The sequence below is a fragment of the Streptomyces sp. NPDC058045 genome (assembly GCF_042885635.1).
Lineage (GTDB): Bacteria > Actinomycetota > Actinomycetes > Streptomycetales > Streptomycetaceae > Streptomyces.
In genome coordinates, this window is sequence record NZ_JBHVRR010000001.1 from 138,801 (window position 1) to 155,388 (window position 16,588).

At 72.4% G+C, this 16,588-nt stretch carries 13 protein-coding genes; 8 read left to right on the top strand and 5 right to left on the bottom strand.

Features of this window, described 5'->3' with window-relative positions; translation table 11 throughout:
- The first annotated feature begins 56 nt into the window (after positions 1 to 56).
- The 5 genes from ACFVST_RS00660 (at position 57) to ACFVST_RS00680 (ending at position 5,727) form a co-directional block, all read left to right on the top strand.
- On the top strand, positions 57 to 1,589 hold the full coding sequence (locus ACFVST_RS00660) for an amino acid permease (RefSeq protein ID WP_390145396.1): 1,533 nt from the start codon (positions 57 to 59) through the stop codon (positions 1,587 to 1,589).
- A gap of 146 nt (positions 1,590 to 1,735) precedes the next feature.
- Positions 1,736 to 2,779: an ABC transporter substrate-binding protein gene (locus ACFVST_RS00665; protein ID WP_390145714.1), complete on the top strand. Its 1,044-nt coding sequence runs from the start codon at positions 1,736 to 1,738 to the stop codon at positions 2,777 to 2,779.
- Position 2,780: 1 nt separating this feature from the next.
- Positions 2,781 to 3,791 carry a FecCD family ABC transporter permease gene (locus ACFVST_RS00670; RefSeq protein WP_390145398.1) on the top strand — a complete coding sequence of 337 codons (1,011 nt, stop codon included), beginning with the start codon at positions 2,781 to 2,783 and terminating at the stop codon, positions 3,789 to 3,791.
- A complete protein-coding gene (locus ACFVST_RS00675; protein ID WP_390145400.1) occupies positions 3,788 to 4,861 on the top strand; it encodes a FecCD family ABC transporter permease in 1,074 nt (357 codons plus the stop codon). The genes ACFVST_RS00670 and ACFVST_RS00675 overlap by 4 nt, the downstream gene beginning before the upstream one ends.
- Positions 4,858 to 5,727 carry an ABC transporter ATP-binding protein gene (locus ACFVST_RS00680; RefSeq protein ID WP_390145402.1) on the top strand — a complete coding sequence of 290 codons (870 nt, stop codon included), beginning with the start codon at positions 4,858 to 4,860 and terminating at the stop codon, positions 5,725 to 5,727. Before ACFVST_RS00675 ends, ACFVST_RS00680 begins: the two co-directional genes overlap by 4 nt.
- Positions 5,728 to 5,744: 17 nt before the next feature.
- Here the strand turns inward: ACFVST_RS00680 and ACFVST_RS00685 are convergent, their stop codons facing one another.
- Together ACFVST_RS00685 and ACFVST_RS00690 are read right to left on the bottom strand one after the other, a co-directional pair.
- Positions 5,745 to 6,140, bottom strand: a complete 396-nt coding sequence (locus ACFVST_RS00685; RefSeq protein ID WP_390145404.1) for a VOC family protein — start codon at positions 6,138 to 6,140, stop codon at positions 5,745 to 5,747.
- Positions 6,141 to 6,184: 44 nt separating this feature from the next.
- The gene (locus ACFVST_RS00690; protein WP_390145406.1) at positions 6,185 to 7,615 is read right to left on the bottom strand and encodes an MFS transporter; all 1,431 of its coding nucleotides are present in this window, start codon (positions 7,613 to 7,615) and stop codon (positions 6,185 to 6,187) included.
- 117 nt (positions 7,616 to 7,732) lie between these two features.
- On the opposite strand from ACFVST_RS00690, the gene ACFVST_RS00695 reads away from it, so the two are divergent.
- On the top strand, positions 7,733 to 8,140 hold the full coding sequence (locus ACFVST_RS00695) for a MarR family winged helix-turn-helix transcriptional regulator (RefSeq protein ID WP_390145408.1): 408 nt from the start codon (positions 7,733 to 7,735) through the stop codon (positions 8,138 to 8,140).
- A 180-nt stretch (positions 8,141 to 8,320) separates the two neighbouring features.
- Positions 8,321 to 11,215 carry a BTAD domain-containing putative transcriptional regulator gene (locus tag ACFVST_RS00700; RefSeq protein WP_390145410.1) on the top strand — a complete coding sequence of 965 codons (2,895 nt, stop codon included), beginning with the start codon at positions 8,321 to 8,323 and terminating at the stop codon, positions 11,213 to 11,215.
- 36 nt (positions 11,216 to 11,251) lie between these two features.
- On the opposite strand, the gene ACFVST_RS00705 is transcribed toward ACFVST_RS00700, so the two are convergent.
- Positions 11,252 to 11,818 carry a M23 family metallopeptidase gene (locus ACFVST_RS00705; protein ID WP_390145412.1) on the bottom strand — a complete coding sequence of 189 codons (567 nt, stop codon included), beginning with the start codon at positions 11,816 to 11,818 and terminating at the stop codon, positions 11,252 to 11,254.
- Positions 11,819 to 12,080: 262 nt separating this feature from the next.
- Between ACFVST_RS00705 and ACFVST_RS00710 the strand changes: the two genes are divergently transcribed.
- Positions 12,081 to 13,604: an LCP family protein gene (locus ACFVST_RS00710; RefSeq protein WP_390145414.1), complete on the top strand. Its 1,524-nt coding sequence runs from the start codon at positions 12,081 to 12,083 to the stop codon at positions 13,602 to 13,604.
- On the opposite strand, the gene mgtA is transcribed toward ACFVST_RS00710, so the two are convergent.
- Both mgtA and ACFVST_RS00720 read right to left on the bottom strand, forming a co-directional pair.
- Positions 13,595 to 16,156 (bottom strand): magnesium-translocating P-type ATPase, encoded by a 2,562-nt coding sequence (gene mgtA, locus ACFVST_RS00715; protein WP_390145416.1) that lies wholly within the window; start codon positions 16,154 to 16,156, stop codon positions 13,595 to 13,597. The two genes, ACFVST_RS00710 and mgtA, sit on opposite strands and share 10 nt — an antisense overlap.
- A complete protein-coding gene (locus ACFVST_RS00720) occupies positions 16,149 to 16,511 on the bottom strand; it encodes an ArsR/SmtB family transcription factor (protein WP_390145418.1) in 363 nt (120 codons plus the stop codon). The genes mgtA and ACFVST_RS00720 overlap by 8 nt, the downstream gene beginning before the upstream one ends.
- Between the last annotated feature and the right edge of the window lie 77 nt (positions 16,512 to 16,588).

The window sequence follows — 16,588 nt, forward strand, 5'->3', positions numbered from 1 at the left end:
CGCACCGCCACCCCCCTTCACCACCGTTTAGTTCCACCCAGACCGGAGGTCTCAGCGTGTCCCCGAGTAAATGGACCGGCACAGACAGCAGTGCGCCGCAGCACGACGAGGAGCAGCGGCTGCGCGAGCTGGGCTACAAGCCGGTCCTCGCCCGACGTATGAACGGCTTCGGCAACTTCGCCATCAGCTTCTCCGTCATCTCCATCCTCTCCGGCTGTATGACCCTGTACGGCTTCGGGCTGGGCACCGGCGGACCCGCGGTGATGATGTGGGGCTGGGCCGGGGTCGGGCTGTTCGTGCTGTTCGTGGGGATGGCGCTGGCCGAGGTGACCAGCGCCTATCCGACCTCGGGTGCGCTCTACTACATGGCGGACCGGCTGGGCGGCCGGCGCTGGGGCTGGTACACGGGCTGGCTGAACCTGCTGGGCCTGCTGGGCGCGATCGCCGGTATCGACTACGGCTGCGCGCTGTTCACCGGGGCCTTCCTCAACCTCCAGTGGGGATTCGACCCGACTCCCGGGTCCACCATGCTGATCTTCATAGCCATCCTGCTGGTGCACGCGGTGCTCAACCTCTTCGGGGTGCGGCTGGTCAGCGTGCTCAACTCGGTGAGTGTGTGGTGGCACTTGGCGGGTGTGGCGCTGATCGTCGCGGTGCTGGCCATCGTGCCGGACCACCACCAGCCCCCGAAGTTCGTCTTCACCGAGTTCGTCAACGACACCGGCTGGCACAACCCGTTCTATGTGGCGGCGATCGGCCTGCTGCTGGCGCAGTACACCTTCTGCGGCTACGACGCCTCCGCGCACCTCTCCGAGGAGACCTCCAACGCCTCGGTCAGCGCCGCCAAGGGCATCGTCCGCGCCATCTGGGTGTCCTGGCTCGCCGGTTTCGTCCTGCTGGCCGGTCTGACCTTCGCCATCCAGGACTACGCGGGCACCGTGAACAGCGCCACCGGGGTGCCCCCGGCGCAGATCCTGCTGGACGCGCTGGGCAGCGGCGGCGCCACCGCGCTGCTGCTGGTGGTGATCGTGGCCCAACTCTTCTGCGGCAACGCGGAGGTGGCCGCGGCCAGCCGGATGGTGTTCGCGTTCAGCCGGGACAACGCGCTGCCGGGGTCCTCGCTGTGGCGCCGGGTCAGCAGCCGCACCCAGACCCCGGTGCCCGCGGTGTGGCTGTCGGTGGGGGTGGCCTGCGTACTGGCGCTGCCCTCGCTGTACTCGGCGACCGCGTACGGCGCGGTCACCGCGATCAACGTCATCGGCATCACCCCGGCGTACGCGATCCCGGTGTTCCTGCGGCTGCGGGCCGGGGACCGCTTCCAGAAGGGGCCCTGGCACCTTGGCCGTTGGTCCCGTCCGGTGGGCTGGATCGCGGTGGTGTGGGTGGCGTTCGTAACGGTGCTGTTCTGCCTGCCGCAGTCCTCACCGATCACCATCGACTCGATGAACTACGCGGTGATCGCCCTCGCCGCCGTCCTCATCCTGTCGAGCGTCTGGTGGTACGTGGCCCGCAACTCGTACGGCACCCCGTCGTCCGAGGCGTACGGCAACGACGCGGAGCAGGCGGAGATCGCCGAGGGCATCGTCTGAGCCGGTTTCGTCCGCTGTGCGGCCCCCGCTTGCGTCCTGCAAGCGGGGGCCGTTTAAGGTAAGGCTCACCTAACGCTTTCCCCGTGGCATCACAAGCTCACATCACAAGCTCAGGAGCCTCCATGTCTCTTCGGCTGTCCCTTCGGCTGCCTGTCCGGCTCCGCGGTACCACCACGGTCGCCCTCGCCGTCGCCGCCGCCCTCTCGCTGACGGCCTGCGGCGGAGGCGACTCCTCCGGCAGCGGGAAGGAGGGGAGCACCGGCGGCAGGGACTCCTCCTCCGTCGCCAAGGGCGGCGAGGGCTTCGGGGACGCGGCCAAGAAGACCGCCGCGATGGGCACCGACGCCGAGCCCGGCCAGTGGCCGCGCACCGTCGAACACGCCATGGGCAGCACCGAGTTGACCTCCCGGCCCGAGCGCGTGGTCGTACTGGACGTCGGCGAGTTGGACAACGTGGTCTCGCTGGGTGTGAAGCCGGTCGGCCTGGCCCCCACCGAGGGCTCGCCCGAACTGCCCTCGTACCTCAAGAAGGACGCGGGCGAGCCGGAGAACGTCGGCACCATCAACAGCCTCAACCTGGAGGCGATCGCGGCGCTCAAGCCCGATCTGATCCTGGGCAGCCAACTGCGCGCCGCCAAGTCCTATGACGAGCTGTCGAAGATCGCGCCCACCGTCTTCTCCCTCCGCCCGGGCTTCACCTGGAAGGAGAACTACCTCCTCAACGCGGCCGCGCTGGACAAGACAGCCGAGGCGAAGGCGAAGCTCGCCGCCTACGAGAAGCGCGCCGAGGCCCTGGGCCGCAAGCTCGGCGACCACAAGCCGACCGTCTCCATGGTCCGCTATCTGCCCGACGGCGTGATCCGCCTCTACGCCAACGCCTCCTTCATCGGCACCATCCTCAAGGACGTCGGCATCCCCCGGCCGAAGAACCAGGACATCGACGACCTCGCCGCCGAGATCAGCGCCGAGAACATCGACCAGGCCGACGCCGACTGGATCTTCACCGGTGTCTACGGCGACCCCAAGGCCACCGACAAGACCAAGGCCCAGGGCAATCCGCTGTGGAAGAACCTCAAGGCGGTCAAGGACGGCCACGCCTACGATGTGCCGGACGAGACCTGGTACTTGGGACTCGGGGTCACCGCCGCGGACGAGGTCCTGGACGACCTTCAGCGGCATCTGACGTCCTGACGTGACACCCTCCACCTCCACTCGCCGCCGCGCGGGCTGGCTGCTGGCCGGGGCCGTGCTGCTGCTGGTCGCGCTGCTGCTGAGCCTGTGCGTCGGCAGCCGCCAGATCGCGCCCGGCGAGGTGTTCCAGGCACTGCTGCACGGCGGCGGCAGCGACAACGCGAAGGTGGTGCGCACCCTGCGGGTGCCGCGGACCGCCGTCGGTGTCCTGGTGGGTGCCGCGCTCGCCCTCGCCGGCACCGTCATGCAGGGCGTCACCCGCAACCCCATCGCCGAACCGGGCATCCTCGGCGTCAGCCAGGGCGCCTCGGTGGGTGTGGTGTGCGCCATCGCGTTCTGCGGGGTGCACACCCTCACCGGCTATGTGTGGTTCGCGTTCGCCGGGGCGGCCCTGGCCGCGGTGGGGGTGTACGCGGTGGCGAGCGGTGGACGCGGCGGGGCCTCCCCCGTCCGGCTCGCCCTCGCCGGGGCCGCGATGAACGCGTTCCTCGCCTCGGTGGTGTCCGGGATCGCCACCACCGACGCCCGCGCCCTGGACGAGTTCCGCTTCTGGCAGGTTGGTTCGATCAACGGCCGCGACGCCGAACTCCTCGGCCGGATCTGGCCGTTCGCGCTGGCGGGCCTGCTGCTGGTGGCGGCCATGGCCCGCGGTCTGGACGCGCTCGCCCTGGGCGACGACACGGCGCGGGCGCTCGGCCACCCGGTGGGCCTGCTGCGGGTCCTCGGGGCGCTGGGGGCGACCGTGCTCACCGGGGCGGCGGTGGCCGCGGCCGGGCCGATCGCCTTCACCGGTCTGGCCGTTCCTCATATCGCCCGCGCACTGGTGGGTACCGCCCACCGCTGGGTGCTGCCGCTGGCCGCACTGCTGGGGCCGGTGATGATCCTCGGTTCTGATGTGGTCGGCCGGGTCGTCTTCCCGCCCTCGGAGGTGCCGGTGGCCGTGATGACCGCGCTGATCGGGGTCCCGTTCCTGATCGCCCTGGTACGGCGGCGGGCGGTGGTCGCCGCATGAGCCGTGCCCTTCCCGCACCCCGCCCAGTGGTCCCGGCCGGGCACAGTGTGCTGCGCCACCGGCGCGCCACCTTCCTGGTGCACCGGCGTTCCGTGCTCGTCGCCGCGGTCCTCTCGGTACTGCTCGCGGTGGTCTCGGTGCTCTCGCTGAGCGTCGGGGAGTCCTTCGTGCCGCCCTCCTCGGTGGTGCGGGTGGTGCTTCAACTCCCCAGCCCCGACGAGCTGGTGGTGGGTGTGCTGCGGCTGCCGCGGCTGGTGCTCGGGCTGCTCGCCGGTACCGCCTTCGGGATCGCGGGCGCCCTGGTGCAGACCGTCGCGCGCAATCCGCTGGCCAGCCCCGATGTCATCGGTGTCACCCATGGCGCGGGGGCCGCCACCGTCGCCGCGCTCGCCTTCGGCGCCGTGTCGCAGGAGGGACTGCCGTTCGCCTCCGTCGGCGGCGGCCTCGCCGCGGCCCTGCTGGTGTACGTCTTCGCCTGGCGCCGCGGGATGCAGTCCTCCCGTTTCGTACTGATCGGCATCGGGGTGTCCGTGGCGCTCGGCTCCCTCACCCGGCTCTTCCTCACCAAGGGCGACTACCTGGTGGCCCAGCAGGCCAAGGTATGGCTCACCGGCTCCCTCAACAGCCGCGGCTACGAAGAGGCCGCGCCGCTCGCCGTGGTGCTGCTGCTCGCCGTCCCGGCGGCCCTGTGGGCGGCGCGGGCCCAGCGCGGCGCCTCCTTCGACGACGACACCGCGACCGCCCTCGGCATCCGCCCGGGCCGGGTACGGCTCGGCCTGACCGTCCTCGGTGTGGTCCTGGCGTCGGTGGCGACGGGCGCCGCGGGACCGATCGACTTCGTGGCGCTGCTCGCCCCGCAGATCGCCCGCCGCCTCACCCGCACCGCCCATGTCCCGCTGCTGTCCTCGGCGTTGACCGGTGCGCTGCTGGTGGTCGCCGCGGATCTACTGGCCCGCCGTCTGTTCGCCCCGATCGAGCTGCCCGTCGGCGTGCTCACCGCAGCGGTGGGCGCCCCCTGTCTGATGTGGCTGATCGCCCGCACCCGCAGCCGTACCGGAGGCACCGTATGAGCCGCAGCAGCACCTCCAACAGCAGCCCCGCGAAAGGCAGTTGGCCCGCCGGCGGCCGGCTCGCGGCCCGTGGGCTGACGCTGGCGTACGAGGACCGCACCATTGTGGAGGGCCTGGATCTGGAGGTCCCCGACGGGAAGGTGACGGTCGTCGTCGGGCCCAACGCCTGCGGCAAGTCCACCCTCCTGCGGGCGTTGGGCCGCCTCCTCAAACCCCGGCAGGGCACGGTGCTGCTGGACGGCGAGGAACTGGCCCGGCTCCCCGGCCGCCAAGTGGCGTGCGCCATCGGCGTGTTGCCGCAGTCACCGGCCGCGCCGGACGGCATCACCGTCGCCGATCTGGTGGCCCGCGGGCGGCAGCCGCACCAGCGGTGGTGGCAGCAGTGGTCCGAGGCCGACGAGCGGGCCGTCGCCACGGCACTGGAGCACACCGACACCACCGACCTCGCCGACCGCCCGGTGGACGAACTCTCCGGCGGGCAGCGGCAGCGGGTGTGGATCGCGATGGCCCTGGCCCAGGACACCGAGGTGCTGCTGCTCGACGAGCCCACCACCTACCTTGACATCGCCCACCAGGTGGAGGTCCTGGACCTGGTGCGCCGCCTCAACCACGAACGCGGCCGCACCGTCGTCGCCGTACTGCACGACCTCAACCAGGCCGCCCGGTACGCCGATCACCTGGTCGCCATGAAGGCCGGCCGGATCGTCGCCCAGGGCCCGCCCGCGGAGGTGGTCACCGCGGAGCTGGTCCGGGACGTCTTCGGGCTCACCGCCGTGGTGGTGCCCGACCCGGTGACCGGCGGCCCGCTGATCGTCCCGGCCGCCGCCTGGCAGCCCGCGGACCAGGACCCGGCGGCCACCGGCTGACGGGGGCAACGGCACGGTCAAGGGTGGCGCGCGGCGAGGACGCAGAAGACGTTGCCCTCCGGGTCGGCGAGCACCACCCAGCTCTCCTCTCCGCTCTGCCCCACATCGGCGTGCCGGGCGCCCAGCGCGAGCAGCCGGCTCACCTCCTCGTGCTGCTCCCGGTCGGTGGGGTTGACGTCGATATGCAGCCGGTTCTTGACGGTCATCGGCTCCGGCACCCGCGCGAAGGTCAGCACCGGCGGCACCGGCCCGGTACGCCGCCTGCCCTCCGGCACCTCGGGCGAGCCGATGATGACGACATCGCCGCCCTCGTCCTCCCGCAGCACCTCGTACTCCAGCACCGCGCACCAGAAGCGGGCGAGCGGACCCGGGTCCAGGCAGTCGATCTCCAACTCGCTGAATTTGCTGGCCATTCGAGGTCCTTCCGGTAGGTGTTCGGTGCGGGGCCGCCGGGCGGTCAGGACGCCGTGCACTCCTGCTTACGGCCGGCGGACCGGGTGGCCTGCCCCGGCACGGTGAGGGCGACGAGCGCGCCGAGGAAGATGATGGCGCCGATGCCGGTCATCGCGGTGGTGAGCGAGGACGCCCGGCCGAAGAGCGCGGTCAGATTCACCAGGACCGCGAGGCCGATGGCGCTGCCGAGCTGCTGCCCGGCGGTCGCGATCCCGCTGGCGGTGCCCTGCTCGGCCTCGGGGGTGCCGGTGGTCGCGGTGGCGAACATGGTGGTGAACACTATGCCCTGGCCCAGGCTGAACACGGCCGCCAGCCCCAGCACCAGCCCCCAGCCCGTCGCCTCCCCCACCAGCGCCGCGAACGCGCCGACCCCCACCAGTCCGACCACCTGCCCGGTGACCATCGCCGCCCGCAGTCCGGTACGGGTGGCGAGCCGCCCGCCGATGGTGGTGCCGACCAGCACACCGGCGCATGGGACGGTGAACGCCAGCCCCGTGACCAGCGGACTGAGGCCGCGGGTCTGCTGGAAGTACAGCGTCAGGAAGAACGCGGTGGCCCCGAATCCCGCCATGAAGAGAAACGTCGAGGCGGTGCCCGTCGCCAGATGCCGGTTGGCGAAGCGGCGTACGTCCAGCAGCGGTTCGGGAGTGCGGCGCTCGACGGCCAGCAGGACTACGGCGGCGGCGAGCCCCGCGGCCAGCGTCAGCAGGGTCGACGGCGAGCCCCAGCCGCTCTCGGCGGCGAAGGTGAAGCCCATCACGATCAGGATGGCCGCGCCCGTGGTGAGGATCGCGCCGGGAATGTCGAGGCGGCCGGGGGCCGGCCGGTGCCGGTCGGCGGGCACCACCCGGACCGCCACCGCGAGGATGGCGAGCACGATCGGGATGTTGACGGCGAAGACCGCACGCCACCCCAGGACATCGGTGAGCACCCCGCCGAGGACCGACCCCAGCACCATCCCGGACGACCCGGCCGCGCCCCACACCCCCAGCGCCCGGTTGCGTGCGGCGCCCTCGGCGTAGTTGACGCTGATCAGCGCGAGCAGCGAGGGCGCGAGCGTGGCACCGCCGAGGCCCTGCACACCGCGCCCGACGATCAGCATCCACTCGTCGGCCGCGACGGTGCCCAGCAGCGAGCCGAGCGCGAAGAGGCCGAGCCCCGCGAAGAACATCCGCCGTCTGCCGAGCGCGTCGGTGAGCCGCCCGCACAGCAGCAGAAAGCCGCCGAACGCGATGGCGTAGGCGCTGACCACCCACTGCAAGGTCTCGGCGGAGAAGCCGAGCCCGGCGATCTCGGGCAGCGCGACGAACACGATGTTGTAGTCCAGGCCGGTCAGAAGCTGCGCCGCGGCGAGCACCGCCAGCAGCAGCCCGGCCCGCGCGACCGGGGCCGCAGGGACCGCGGGGGTTTTCGGGGTGGAGGGTTCGGTTCTCATACGCACCTGCCGTCACTCGGCGGCGCCACAGGGCGCGCACCGCCGTCGAATATTTCGAGTTCGGATGTTTCGAGTTCGGACCATATCAGTTCGAAGCACCTGCGGTAGACTGGCGCCATGAGTGCTGCGACACGTCGAGTGGAGTTGTGCGGGCTGGTGGCCCACCTGAACCAGCGGCTGGACGCGCATATCCGCCGCGTCGCGGACGGGCTGGGGATCACCTCCTCGCAGGCCATCGCCTTGCGCGAGCTCTCAGAGCCGATGACCCTCTCCGAGCTGGCCGAGCGCATGTCCTGCGAGGCCTCCAACGCCAGCTATGTCATCGACCGGATGGAACGCCAGGGCCTCGTCCAGCGCCGGCCCCACCCGACCGACCGGCGCGCCAAACGACTCGTCCTCACCGCCGGCGGCGAGAGCTGCCGCGGCAATGTGCTCACCGCACTCGCCCAGGACTCCCCCGTCGAGTCCCTCACCGCCGCCGAACAGACCACCCTCGCCAAACTCCTCCGCAAGGCGGCCGATTAGCGGATCGGGTGACCCACCGCCCGGCAACTCCCGGACGCCTCCGGGCAGATGCGGGCGAGCGGGGTCAACTCCCCCTCGGGGACCTGGGATTGCGGGTGGCGGCGGTGTGCGAAAGGCCGTTCGGGGCGGGCTTCACCTCAGTACGCTGAGCGCAGTCATGTACTGGCGTGGAGGCCTGCGATGGGGGAGCCGGCGTTCGGAGTGCTCGGGCCGCTCCGGGTGATGTCCGGGAGCGGACCGGTACATCTCGGCGGGCCGAAACCGCGTGCCGTCCTGGCGACACTGCTGCTGCGACCGGGCGGCTTCGTCTCGGTGGACCAGTTGACGGAGGTGCTGTGGCCCGGGGGCGCGCCGCGCTCCGCGGTGGCCAACGTCCGTACCTATGTGCACAGTCTGCGTGCCGCGCTGGCGCAGGCCGGGGTGGACGAGGCGGCGCTGCGTACCGAGTCGCTCGGCTATGCGCTGGACCTCTCCCCCGGGCAACTGGACCTGAGCCTGTTCGAGCGGCGGCTGGAGGAGGCGCGCCGGGCGCGCGAGGGCGGGCGGCACAGTGCCGCGCTGCGCGGCTATGAGGCGGCGCTCGGGCTGTGGCGCGGCGGGGTGCTCCAGGATGTGCCGGCCAGTGTGGTGTGGGATCCGGCGGTGGCCAGGATCGAGGAGCTGCGCTCGGCCGCGGTCGACGAATGCCTCGAACTGCGGTTGCTGCTGGGCGAGTTCGGCACCCTGGTGGCCGAGTTGCGGGCCCGGCTCGGCGCGGACCCACTGCGGGAGGACCTGTGGCAGATGCTGGTACGCGCCCTGCACGACTCGGGCCGTACCGCGGAGGCACGCACCGCCTATGCCGAGGCCGAGCAACTGCTCGCGGCGGAGCTCGGTGTGCAGCCCAGTGCCCCGCTGCGCGCCCTCGGCGAGGAGGTGGGCGGCTCCCCCCGGGCCCGCAGACGCCCCGCCCAACCCGCCGCCCCCGTATGCCAACTCCCGCTGGACGTACCGGACTTCACCGGCCGGAGTGCGGAGGCGGCCGCGTTGGAGCGTCGGCTCTCGGGGGCGGCGCGGCAGCCGGTGGTCGTGGTGCTCAGCGGGCCGCCGGGCTCCGGGAAGTCGACCCTGGCGGTGCATGTGGCGCACCGGGTACGGGAGGCGTTCCCGGACGGCCAACTCTTCGCCGACCTGGGGGCGATGAGCGGCCAGCCGCGCCAACCGGCCGATGTACTCGCGGAGTTGCTGCGCGGCCTGGGCGTGGTGGACAGCGTCATCCCGGCCGGGCTCGGCGAGCGGGCCGCGCTGTTCCGCTCCCGTCTGGCCCAGCGCCGGCTGCTGCTCGTCCTGGACGACGCCGCGGGCAGCGAGCAGGTGCGCCCACTGCTCCCCGGCACCGGCGGCTCGGCCGTCCTGGTCAGCTCACGCCGCAGACTGACCGGGCTGCCGGCGCACCACTGCCCGCTCGGTCTGATGCAGCGTGCCGAGGCCCGTGACCTGCTGGGGGCGATCGTGGGCGCCGAGCGGCTGGCGGCGGAGGCGGCCGAGGCGGACCGGGTGCTGGACAGTTGCGGGTCGCTGCCGCTGGCGGTGCGGATCGCCGGGTCCCGGCTGGCCAACCGGCCCGGCTGGACCGTGGCCACCCTGGCCGACTTCCTGGACGACGAACGCGGCCGCCTGGACCAGCTCCAGACCGGCGAGATGGAGGTGCGGGCGAGCGCCGAACTCAGCTACCGGCACCTGCCCGCGGAGGCCGCCGCCGCCTTCCGCGCCTTCGGCACCCTGGCCGAGGAGGCGGTACCCGGCTGGCTGCTCGCGGTGGCCACCGGCCGGGCGGGTCCGGCGCCCGCGGAGGTCGAACTCCTCCTGGATGAGCACCTGTTGGAGACGGCGGGAGCGGACCGGCTGGGCCGGCCCCGCTACCGGATGCACGGCCTGCTGCGCTGCTACGCCCGCGAACTGGCCGACCGGGAGCCGCCCGGACTGCACCGCGAACGCCAACTCCGCGTCACCGACGCCCTGATCGCCCTCGCCCACGCGGCCAACACCGCCATGCCCAACCGCTTCCTCGGCGTGCTGGGCGAGCCCACCGAACCGCGCGGTGCGGCGGCGGGCGTACTGCCGCTGGTGCGGGCCCGGCCGCTGGACTGGTTCGAGAGCGAGCGCCGCATCCTGGTCGGCGCCGCCGAGACGGCGCTGCGCCTGGACAGCGCGGACCGGGCCGCCGACCTGACGATCGAACTGGCCGGCTTCTTCGACATGCGCTTCTACTACGACGACTGGCTGCGCACCCACCGCCTGGTCCTGGACGCGATGCCCGAGCAGACCGGCCCCCGGGCCGCCACCCTGCTGCGCAATCTGGGCCAACTCCACTACTACCAGGACCGATACGAGCAGGCGCTGGACTGCTTCGAGCGGGCCCGCACCCTCTTCACCGGGCTCGGCCACCTCGCGGGGCAGGGGGTCGCCTCGGTGGGCGCCGGGGCGGTGCACCGGATCGGGAACCGCCTGGACGCGGCACTCAGTGCGTTCACCGAGGCCCTGGACCTCTTCGGGCGGTCCGGTGACCGGCACGGGGAGGCCGTCGCCTGCAATGCCATCGCCTCGGTGTGGCTGAAGCGTCAGGACCCCGAGGCCGCGGGCCCCTGGCTGGACTCGGCCCTCGTCCTCGCGCGCGAACTCGGCGACCGCCACCGCGAGGCCCAGGTCCGCCGCCGGATCGCGGCCCGCCGCGAACTCCTCGGCCAACAGAGCCTGGCCGAACAGGAGTTGGAGATCGCTCTCGGGATACTGGACGAGCTGGACGACACCCACTGCGCGGCCTATGTGCAGCAGAGCATCGGCGAGTTGTATCTGCGCCGCGGCGAGACCGGCAAGGCCTCGGCGCTGCTCACCGACGCGCTGGCGGTCCAGCAGCAGCACGGCGACCTCTCCGCCGAGGCCCGAGTGGCCTGCCTGCTGGGCGAGTTGCACCACGCACACGGCCGCCACCGCACCGCCCGCAGCTACTTCCACCGCTCCCTGTCCGCCTACCGCGGCCTCGGCCGCCCCGACCAGGCGGAGTCGGTGACGGCCCGACTGCGCTCCCTGCGCTGACCCTCCACACAGGGAGCGCCGCGACCAACTCCCTTATCAGCAGGCGTTGTTGCTGATCTGCCCGCGCTTGGTGAAGTCCTTCCAGGCGAAGCCCTGGACCACCGCGACCACCGTCGAGCCGTTGAGTATCTGCTCGTAGTGCAGATGCGGGGTGATGGTGTACTTGGCGGAGGACTTGCCCACCTTGCCGATGAGCTGCCCCCGGCTCACCTGCGCGCCCGTCCCCACCAACCGCGCCGACAGATGCGCGTACCGCGTCTGCCAGCCGTTCTTGTGCTGGATGACGATGGTGTTCCCGTACCCGGTGGTGGTCGAGTAGTACGAGGCGACGACGGTGCCGTAGGCGCTGGCCAGCACCTTGCGGCCGAAGTCGTCCGGGGTGCCGTTGGCGTCGTAGTGGTTCCAGTCGACCGAGTGCAGGGGGCTGTGCCCGTCCCAGTTGCTGCCCACCCAGGTCTGCCCGCAGCGGAAGGGCATCTTGAAGGCGGGCCGGCCCGCGGCGGCGGCGTCCTGCGGCGCCGCGACCGCGACCGGGGCGGCGACCGCGAGGGCCGCCCCCGCGCCGGTCACCGCGGCCAGCATCCGCCTGGTTCGTCTCGGCATGATCTCCCCTTGCTCTCGTCTCGGCTCGTACCGGCGCCCTCCGATGGGGACCGGGCGGCAGTCAACCGGCCGCGCATACAAGGCGGATACAAAGGCGGGGGCGCCGCTTGTACGGGGCAGTACACGTCGCTGGTGCAGGGCGGTGCGCGTCACCGGCACGGGGCAGTACCCGCACACCAGATTCACTTGCTACATTGCGCAACCGTAAAAGCTCTGGCGGCGGGTGCCCCCTCCGCACGGCCGATTCGTATGAGGCGCGCAGATGACCACGGACCAGCAGGCGGCTCCCCCGCGACGCGGCAGGCGCGCACCCGTTCGCGGTGACCGGCGTACCGACCGGACCGGGCGCACCGGCCACCGCCGCAGGCGCAGCCGGCTACGCCGGATACTCGCGGTGGCGCTGGCGGTGGTCGTGCTGGTGACGGCGGGGGCGGGCTGGCTCTATCTACGGCTGACGGGCGGCATCGACACCTTCGGCGCGGACGGCTTCGCCAAGAACCGTCCCGACGCGGCCACTTCGAAGGGCGAGAACGTCCTGGTGATCGGCTCGGACGCGCGCACCGGCGGCAACGCCGGGCTCGGCGGCGGCGACAAGAGCGACATCGGCCGCTCGGACACCGCGTTCCTGCTGCATGTCTACGCCGACCACCGGCACGCCGTCGCGGTGTCCGTCCCCCGCGACACCCTGGTGACCATCCCGCCGTGCCGGCTGCCCGACGGGACCTGGACCAGGGAGCAGCCGCGGACGATGTTCAACGCGGCCTACTCCGTGGGGCAGACCGCGAAGGGCAATCCGGCCTGCACCCAGAACACCGTGGAGAAGCTCACCGGGCTGCGCGTCGATCACACCGTGGTGGTCGACTTCAAGGGCTTCGCCTCGCTGACGGACGTGGTGGGAGGGGTGAAGGTCTGCCTCCCCCAGGACATCTACCAGCGCGACCTCAACCCGAACCGTGCCACCCTCGGCAGAAAGCTGTTCACCAAGGGCGAGCAGACCGTCGCCGGGCAGCGGGCGCTGGACTATGTGCGCATCCGCCACGGCATCGGGGACGGCTCGGACATCGGCCGTATCAAACGCCAACAGGCCTTTATGTCCAGCCTGTTGAAGAAGATCAAGGACGACGGTTTCACCCCGGCCAAGCTGCTGCCGCTGACCGAGGCCGCGACCAGGTCCATGACGGTCGACCCCGGGCTCGGTTCGGCCGACAAACTGCTGCGCTTCGCCATGTCCCTCAAGGGCATCGACCTGCACAACACCCAGTTCATCACGGTCCCTTGGCGCTACGAGGGCAGCCGGGTCGCCGTCGTCGAACCGGACGCCGGTGCCCTCTGGGCCGCACTCAAGAAGGACCGCACCCTGGACGGCTCCGACGCGGGCGGCAAGAAGCACCCCACCAAGAAGCCCGCCCCGACGCCCTCCGCGAGCACCGGTGGGGCCGAGGTGTCCGGCCAGGGCATCGGGGTCGCCGTGTACAACGGCACCGCCACCGCCGGACTGGCCTCCCGTGCCGCCAAAACCCTTCAGGAGAACGGCTTTTCGGTCACCGCCACCGGCAACGCCGACAACCAGGAGCACACCACCACCGCGATCCAGTACGGCCCCGGCAGGAAGACCCAGGCCGAGACCCTCGCCCGGCTCTTCCCGGACGCAGCGGTCACACCCGTCGCCGAGGACGGCCTCGGTCTCGTCCTGGGCGCCGACTACACCGGTGAGGTGCCCAAGGGCCTTGCGGACGACGCCCGTTCGGCCGACGACAACCCCTGCTCCGACCTCTCCTACGGCTGACGCCTGCGCCGCGTCAGCCACCTCAGCGCCACGGCGTATCCGGTCAGGACGGCGGCGAGCAGCAGATAGTAGGCCGGTGGCAGCGCCTGAAGGCCCAGCGTCGTCCCGAGCGGGGTGAGCGGCAGCAGGATGCCCACCGCGGCCAGTGCGGCGGCGGTGATCCGCAGCGGCCCGGGCGCGGGGCGGGTCCCGGTGCGCAGCAGCAGCATCACCAGGGCCTGGGTGAGCAGGTTCTCGGTGAACCAGCCGGAGTGGAAGGCGCCTTCGTCCCGGGTGGCGGACGCGGTCACGGCCAGCGCCGCGAAGGTCGCCAGGTCGGCCAGCGAACCGAGCAGCCCGAAGCCGGTGATGAAGCGGAGGAACGGCACGGGCCGCAGCGCGGTCGGCCGGGCGAGGTGGCGGCGCGCCGGACGGTCGTGGGCGAGGGCGAGTTGCGCCGCGTCGAAGCAGAGGTTCTGCACCAGGACCTGCGTCGGCAGCATCGGCAGGAACGGCAGCAGCAGCCCCGCGGCGAGCATCGCTATCACATTGCCCAGATTCGAGGAGAGCGTGATGCGCAGATACGAGGCGATGTTGCCGCCCGCGTGCCGGCCCGCGGCGATCGCCTCGTCGATGGCCGTGAGGTGCTTGCCCGCCAGGACGACATCCGCGCTCTCCCGCACCACGCCCACCCCGGTCAGCGGGCAGATCCCGACATCGGCGGTGTGCAGCGCGGGCAGGTCGTTCACCCCGTCACCGAGGAAGCCGACGGTACGGCCGTGCTCGCGCAGCGCGGCCACCACCCGCGCCTTGTGCTCGGGACCGCAGCGGGCGAACACCACGGTACGGGCGGCGAGTTGGGCGAGCTGTCCGTCGCCGAGCCCGTCGATGCTCCGCGCGTCGACCACCTCGCCCGGCTCCAGGCCCAGATCGCGGCAGGCGCGGGCGGCGGTGGCGGGATGGTCACCGGTGAGGATCCTGACGTCGACCCCCCGTCCGGCGAAACGGGCGAGCGCCTCGGCGGCACTGGGCGCGAGCGCGTCGTGGAAGGTGACGAACCCCCGGAATTCCAGGCCCCGTTCGTCCGCCGGGCCATAGGGCCGGTCGCGCGCCGCCCGCTCACCGGTGGCGACGGCCAGGATCCGCACCCCCGTCCCCGCCAGCCGCTCGGCCTCCCCGAGCAGCCGCTCCCGCTCCGCCCCGTCGAGCACACACCGTTCGAGGACGGACTCCACCGCGCCCTTGACGACCAGGAGGTGGCGGCCGAGTACGTCCGGGGCCCGGACCACCGCCGTGGACAGCCTGCGCCCGGGGTCGAAGGCCACCGCGGCGACCGCCTCGTACGCCATGGCGTCCTCCGGATCGCCGGATTCCAGGAGGGCCGCGTCGAGGGCGTCGGGCATGGGGAGATCGGCGAGTTGCAGCGTCCACCAGGCGTTGACCGCCGCCAGGGCCAGTACCTCGGGCGCCGGGCAACCCTCCGCGTCGACGGCGTCCAGCACCTCGGGCAGATCCTGGGTGAGGGTGCCGGTCTTGTCCAGGCACAGCACATCCATCGCACCGAGGTCGTGCAGCGCGGGCGGCCGGCGGACGATCACACCGTGGGCGCGGGCCAGCAGGGCGGCGCCCCGGGTCAGACAGGTGGTGACGACCACCGGGAGCATCTCCGGCGTCAGCCCCACCGCCACCGCCACCGCGAACGGCAGCGTCTCCAGACCGCGCCCCCGCACCGCCGCGTTCGCCATCAGCACCAGCGGCGCGGTGAGCAGCATAAAGCGGATCAGCACCCAGGAGATGCCGTTCACCGACCGGTCGAAGGCACTCGGCGGCCGCCGCCCCGCCGGGGCGTACGCGGTGGCGAAACGGGTGCCCGCGCCGGTCGCGACGACGACTCCGGCGGCGCTCCCGGCGGTGACCGTACTGCCCTGGAAGCAGAGGTCCCGGCGGGCGAAGGAGGTGTCGCCGTCCGGTGTCTCACAGGCCTCCTTGGCCACCGGGGCCGACTCCCCGGTCAGCTCCGACTGGTCGACGCTCAACCGGTGCGCCCGCAGCAGCCGCACATCCGCCGGGACCAGATCCCCGGGCCCCAGCCGCACCACGTCCCCCGGTACGACCTCATCGGCCGGCACCTCCCGCACCCGCGGCCCGTCCTCCGGCCGCGCTCTGCGCTGCACACTCACCGTGGTGGCCACCAGGTCCTGAAGGTGCACCATGGCCTGCTCGGCCCGATGCTCCCCGTGCGCCCGCAGTACGCAACTCACCGTGACCAGCGTGACGATCACGGCGGCCGTGCCCCAGGAGGCGACGACGGCGGAGACCACACCGAGCGCGAGCAGCACCGCGGTGAAGGGGTCCCGAGCGCTGCGCACCAGCCGGAGCGGCCAGGACGGGGCGCGGCGCGCGGGCAGCGTGTTCGGCCCGTGCACACCGAGCCGGACCGCCGCCTCGTCCTCGGTCAGCCCGCGCGGCGAGGTGCCCAGGGCCCGCAGCACCTGGAGCGGCGTCAACCCGTGAACCGCCGTACCGGGCAAGGGTGTTGGACTCGCCGGTCGAGCCGCCAGACGGTCAGGCACCGGTCCCGTGCAGCCGGCGCACCGGCCCGGCCTGCTGCTCCGCGAGCTGCCCGATCATCAGCCGCACCACGGCCACCACATCCGGGGCGTCGACGTAGTACACCTGCCGGCGCCCCTCCCGGCGGGACCGCACCAGGCCCGCGAGCTTCAGCTTGGACAGATGCTGGCTGACGGCCGGCAGCGCACCGCCGACCCGCTCGGCCAGACCGCTGACATCGCAGTCCCCCTCGGCGAGAATCCACACGATGTGCAGCCGCGCGGGAGCCGCGAGCAGCCCGAACGCCTCCGCCGCGCGGCCGAGCACTTCACCGGACGGCTCCTGGTGCTGATCCGTCCCTCCGGCGCGTGCCGCCACAGTCCGACTCCTGTCCCGTAGCAGCCGCCGACCGGCGGCTGGATTCCCGCTGCCGCCCCATTCTAGGCACCGGCCCT

What these genes read in the sequence shown, in the direction of transcription:
- ACFVST_RS00675 (WP_390145400.1), top strand. Translation starts at nt 3,788, where the DNA reads ATGAGCCGTGCCCTTCCCGCACCCCGCCCAGTGGTCCCGGCCGGGCAC.
- ACFVST_RS00680 (WP_390145402.1), top strand. Translation starts at nt 4,858, where the DNA reads ATGAGCCGCAGCAGCACCTCCAACAGCAGCCCCGCGAAAGGCAGTTGG.
- ACFVST_RS00685 (WP_390145404.1), bottom strand. Translation starts at nt 6,140, where the DNA reads ATGGCCAGCAAATTCAGCGAGTTGGAGATCGACTGCCTGGACCCGGGT.
- ACFVST_RS00690 (WP_390145406.1), bottom strand. Translation starts at nt 7,615, where the DNA reads ATGAGAACCGAACCCTCCACCCCGAAAACCCCCGCGGTCCCTGCGGCC.
- ACFVST_RS00695 (WP_390145408.1), top strand. Translation starts at nt 7,733, where the DNA reads ATGAGTGCTGCGACACGTCGAGTGGAGTTGTGCGGGCTGGTGGCCCAC.
- ACFVST_RS00700 (WP_390145410.1), top strand. Translation starts at nt 8,321, where the DNA reads ATGGGGGAGCCGGCGTTCGGAGTGCTCGGGCCGCTCCGGGTGATGTCC.
- ACFVST_RS00705 (WP_390145412.1), bottom strand. Translation starts at nt 11,818, where the DNA reads ATGCCGAGACGAACCAGGCGGATGCTGGCCGCGGTGACCGGCGCGGGG.
- ACFVST_RS00710 (WP_390145414.1), top strand. Translation starts at nt 12,081, where the DNA reads ATGACCACGGACCAGCAGGCGGCTCCCCCGCGACGCGGCAGGCGCGCA.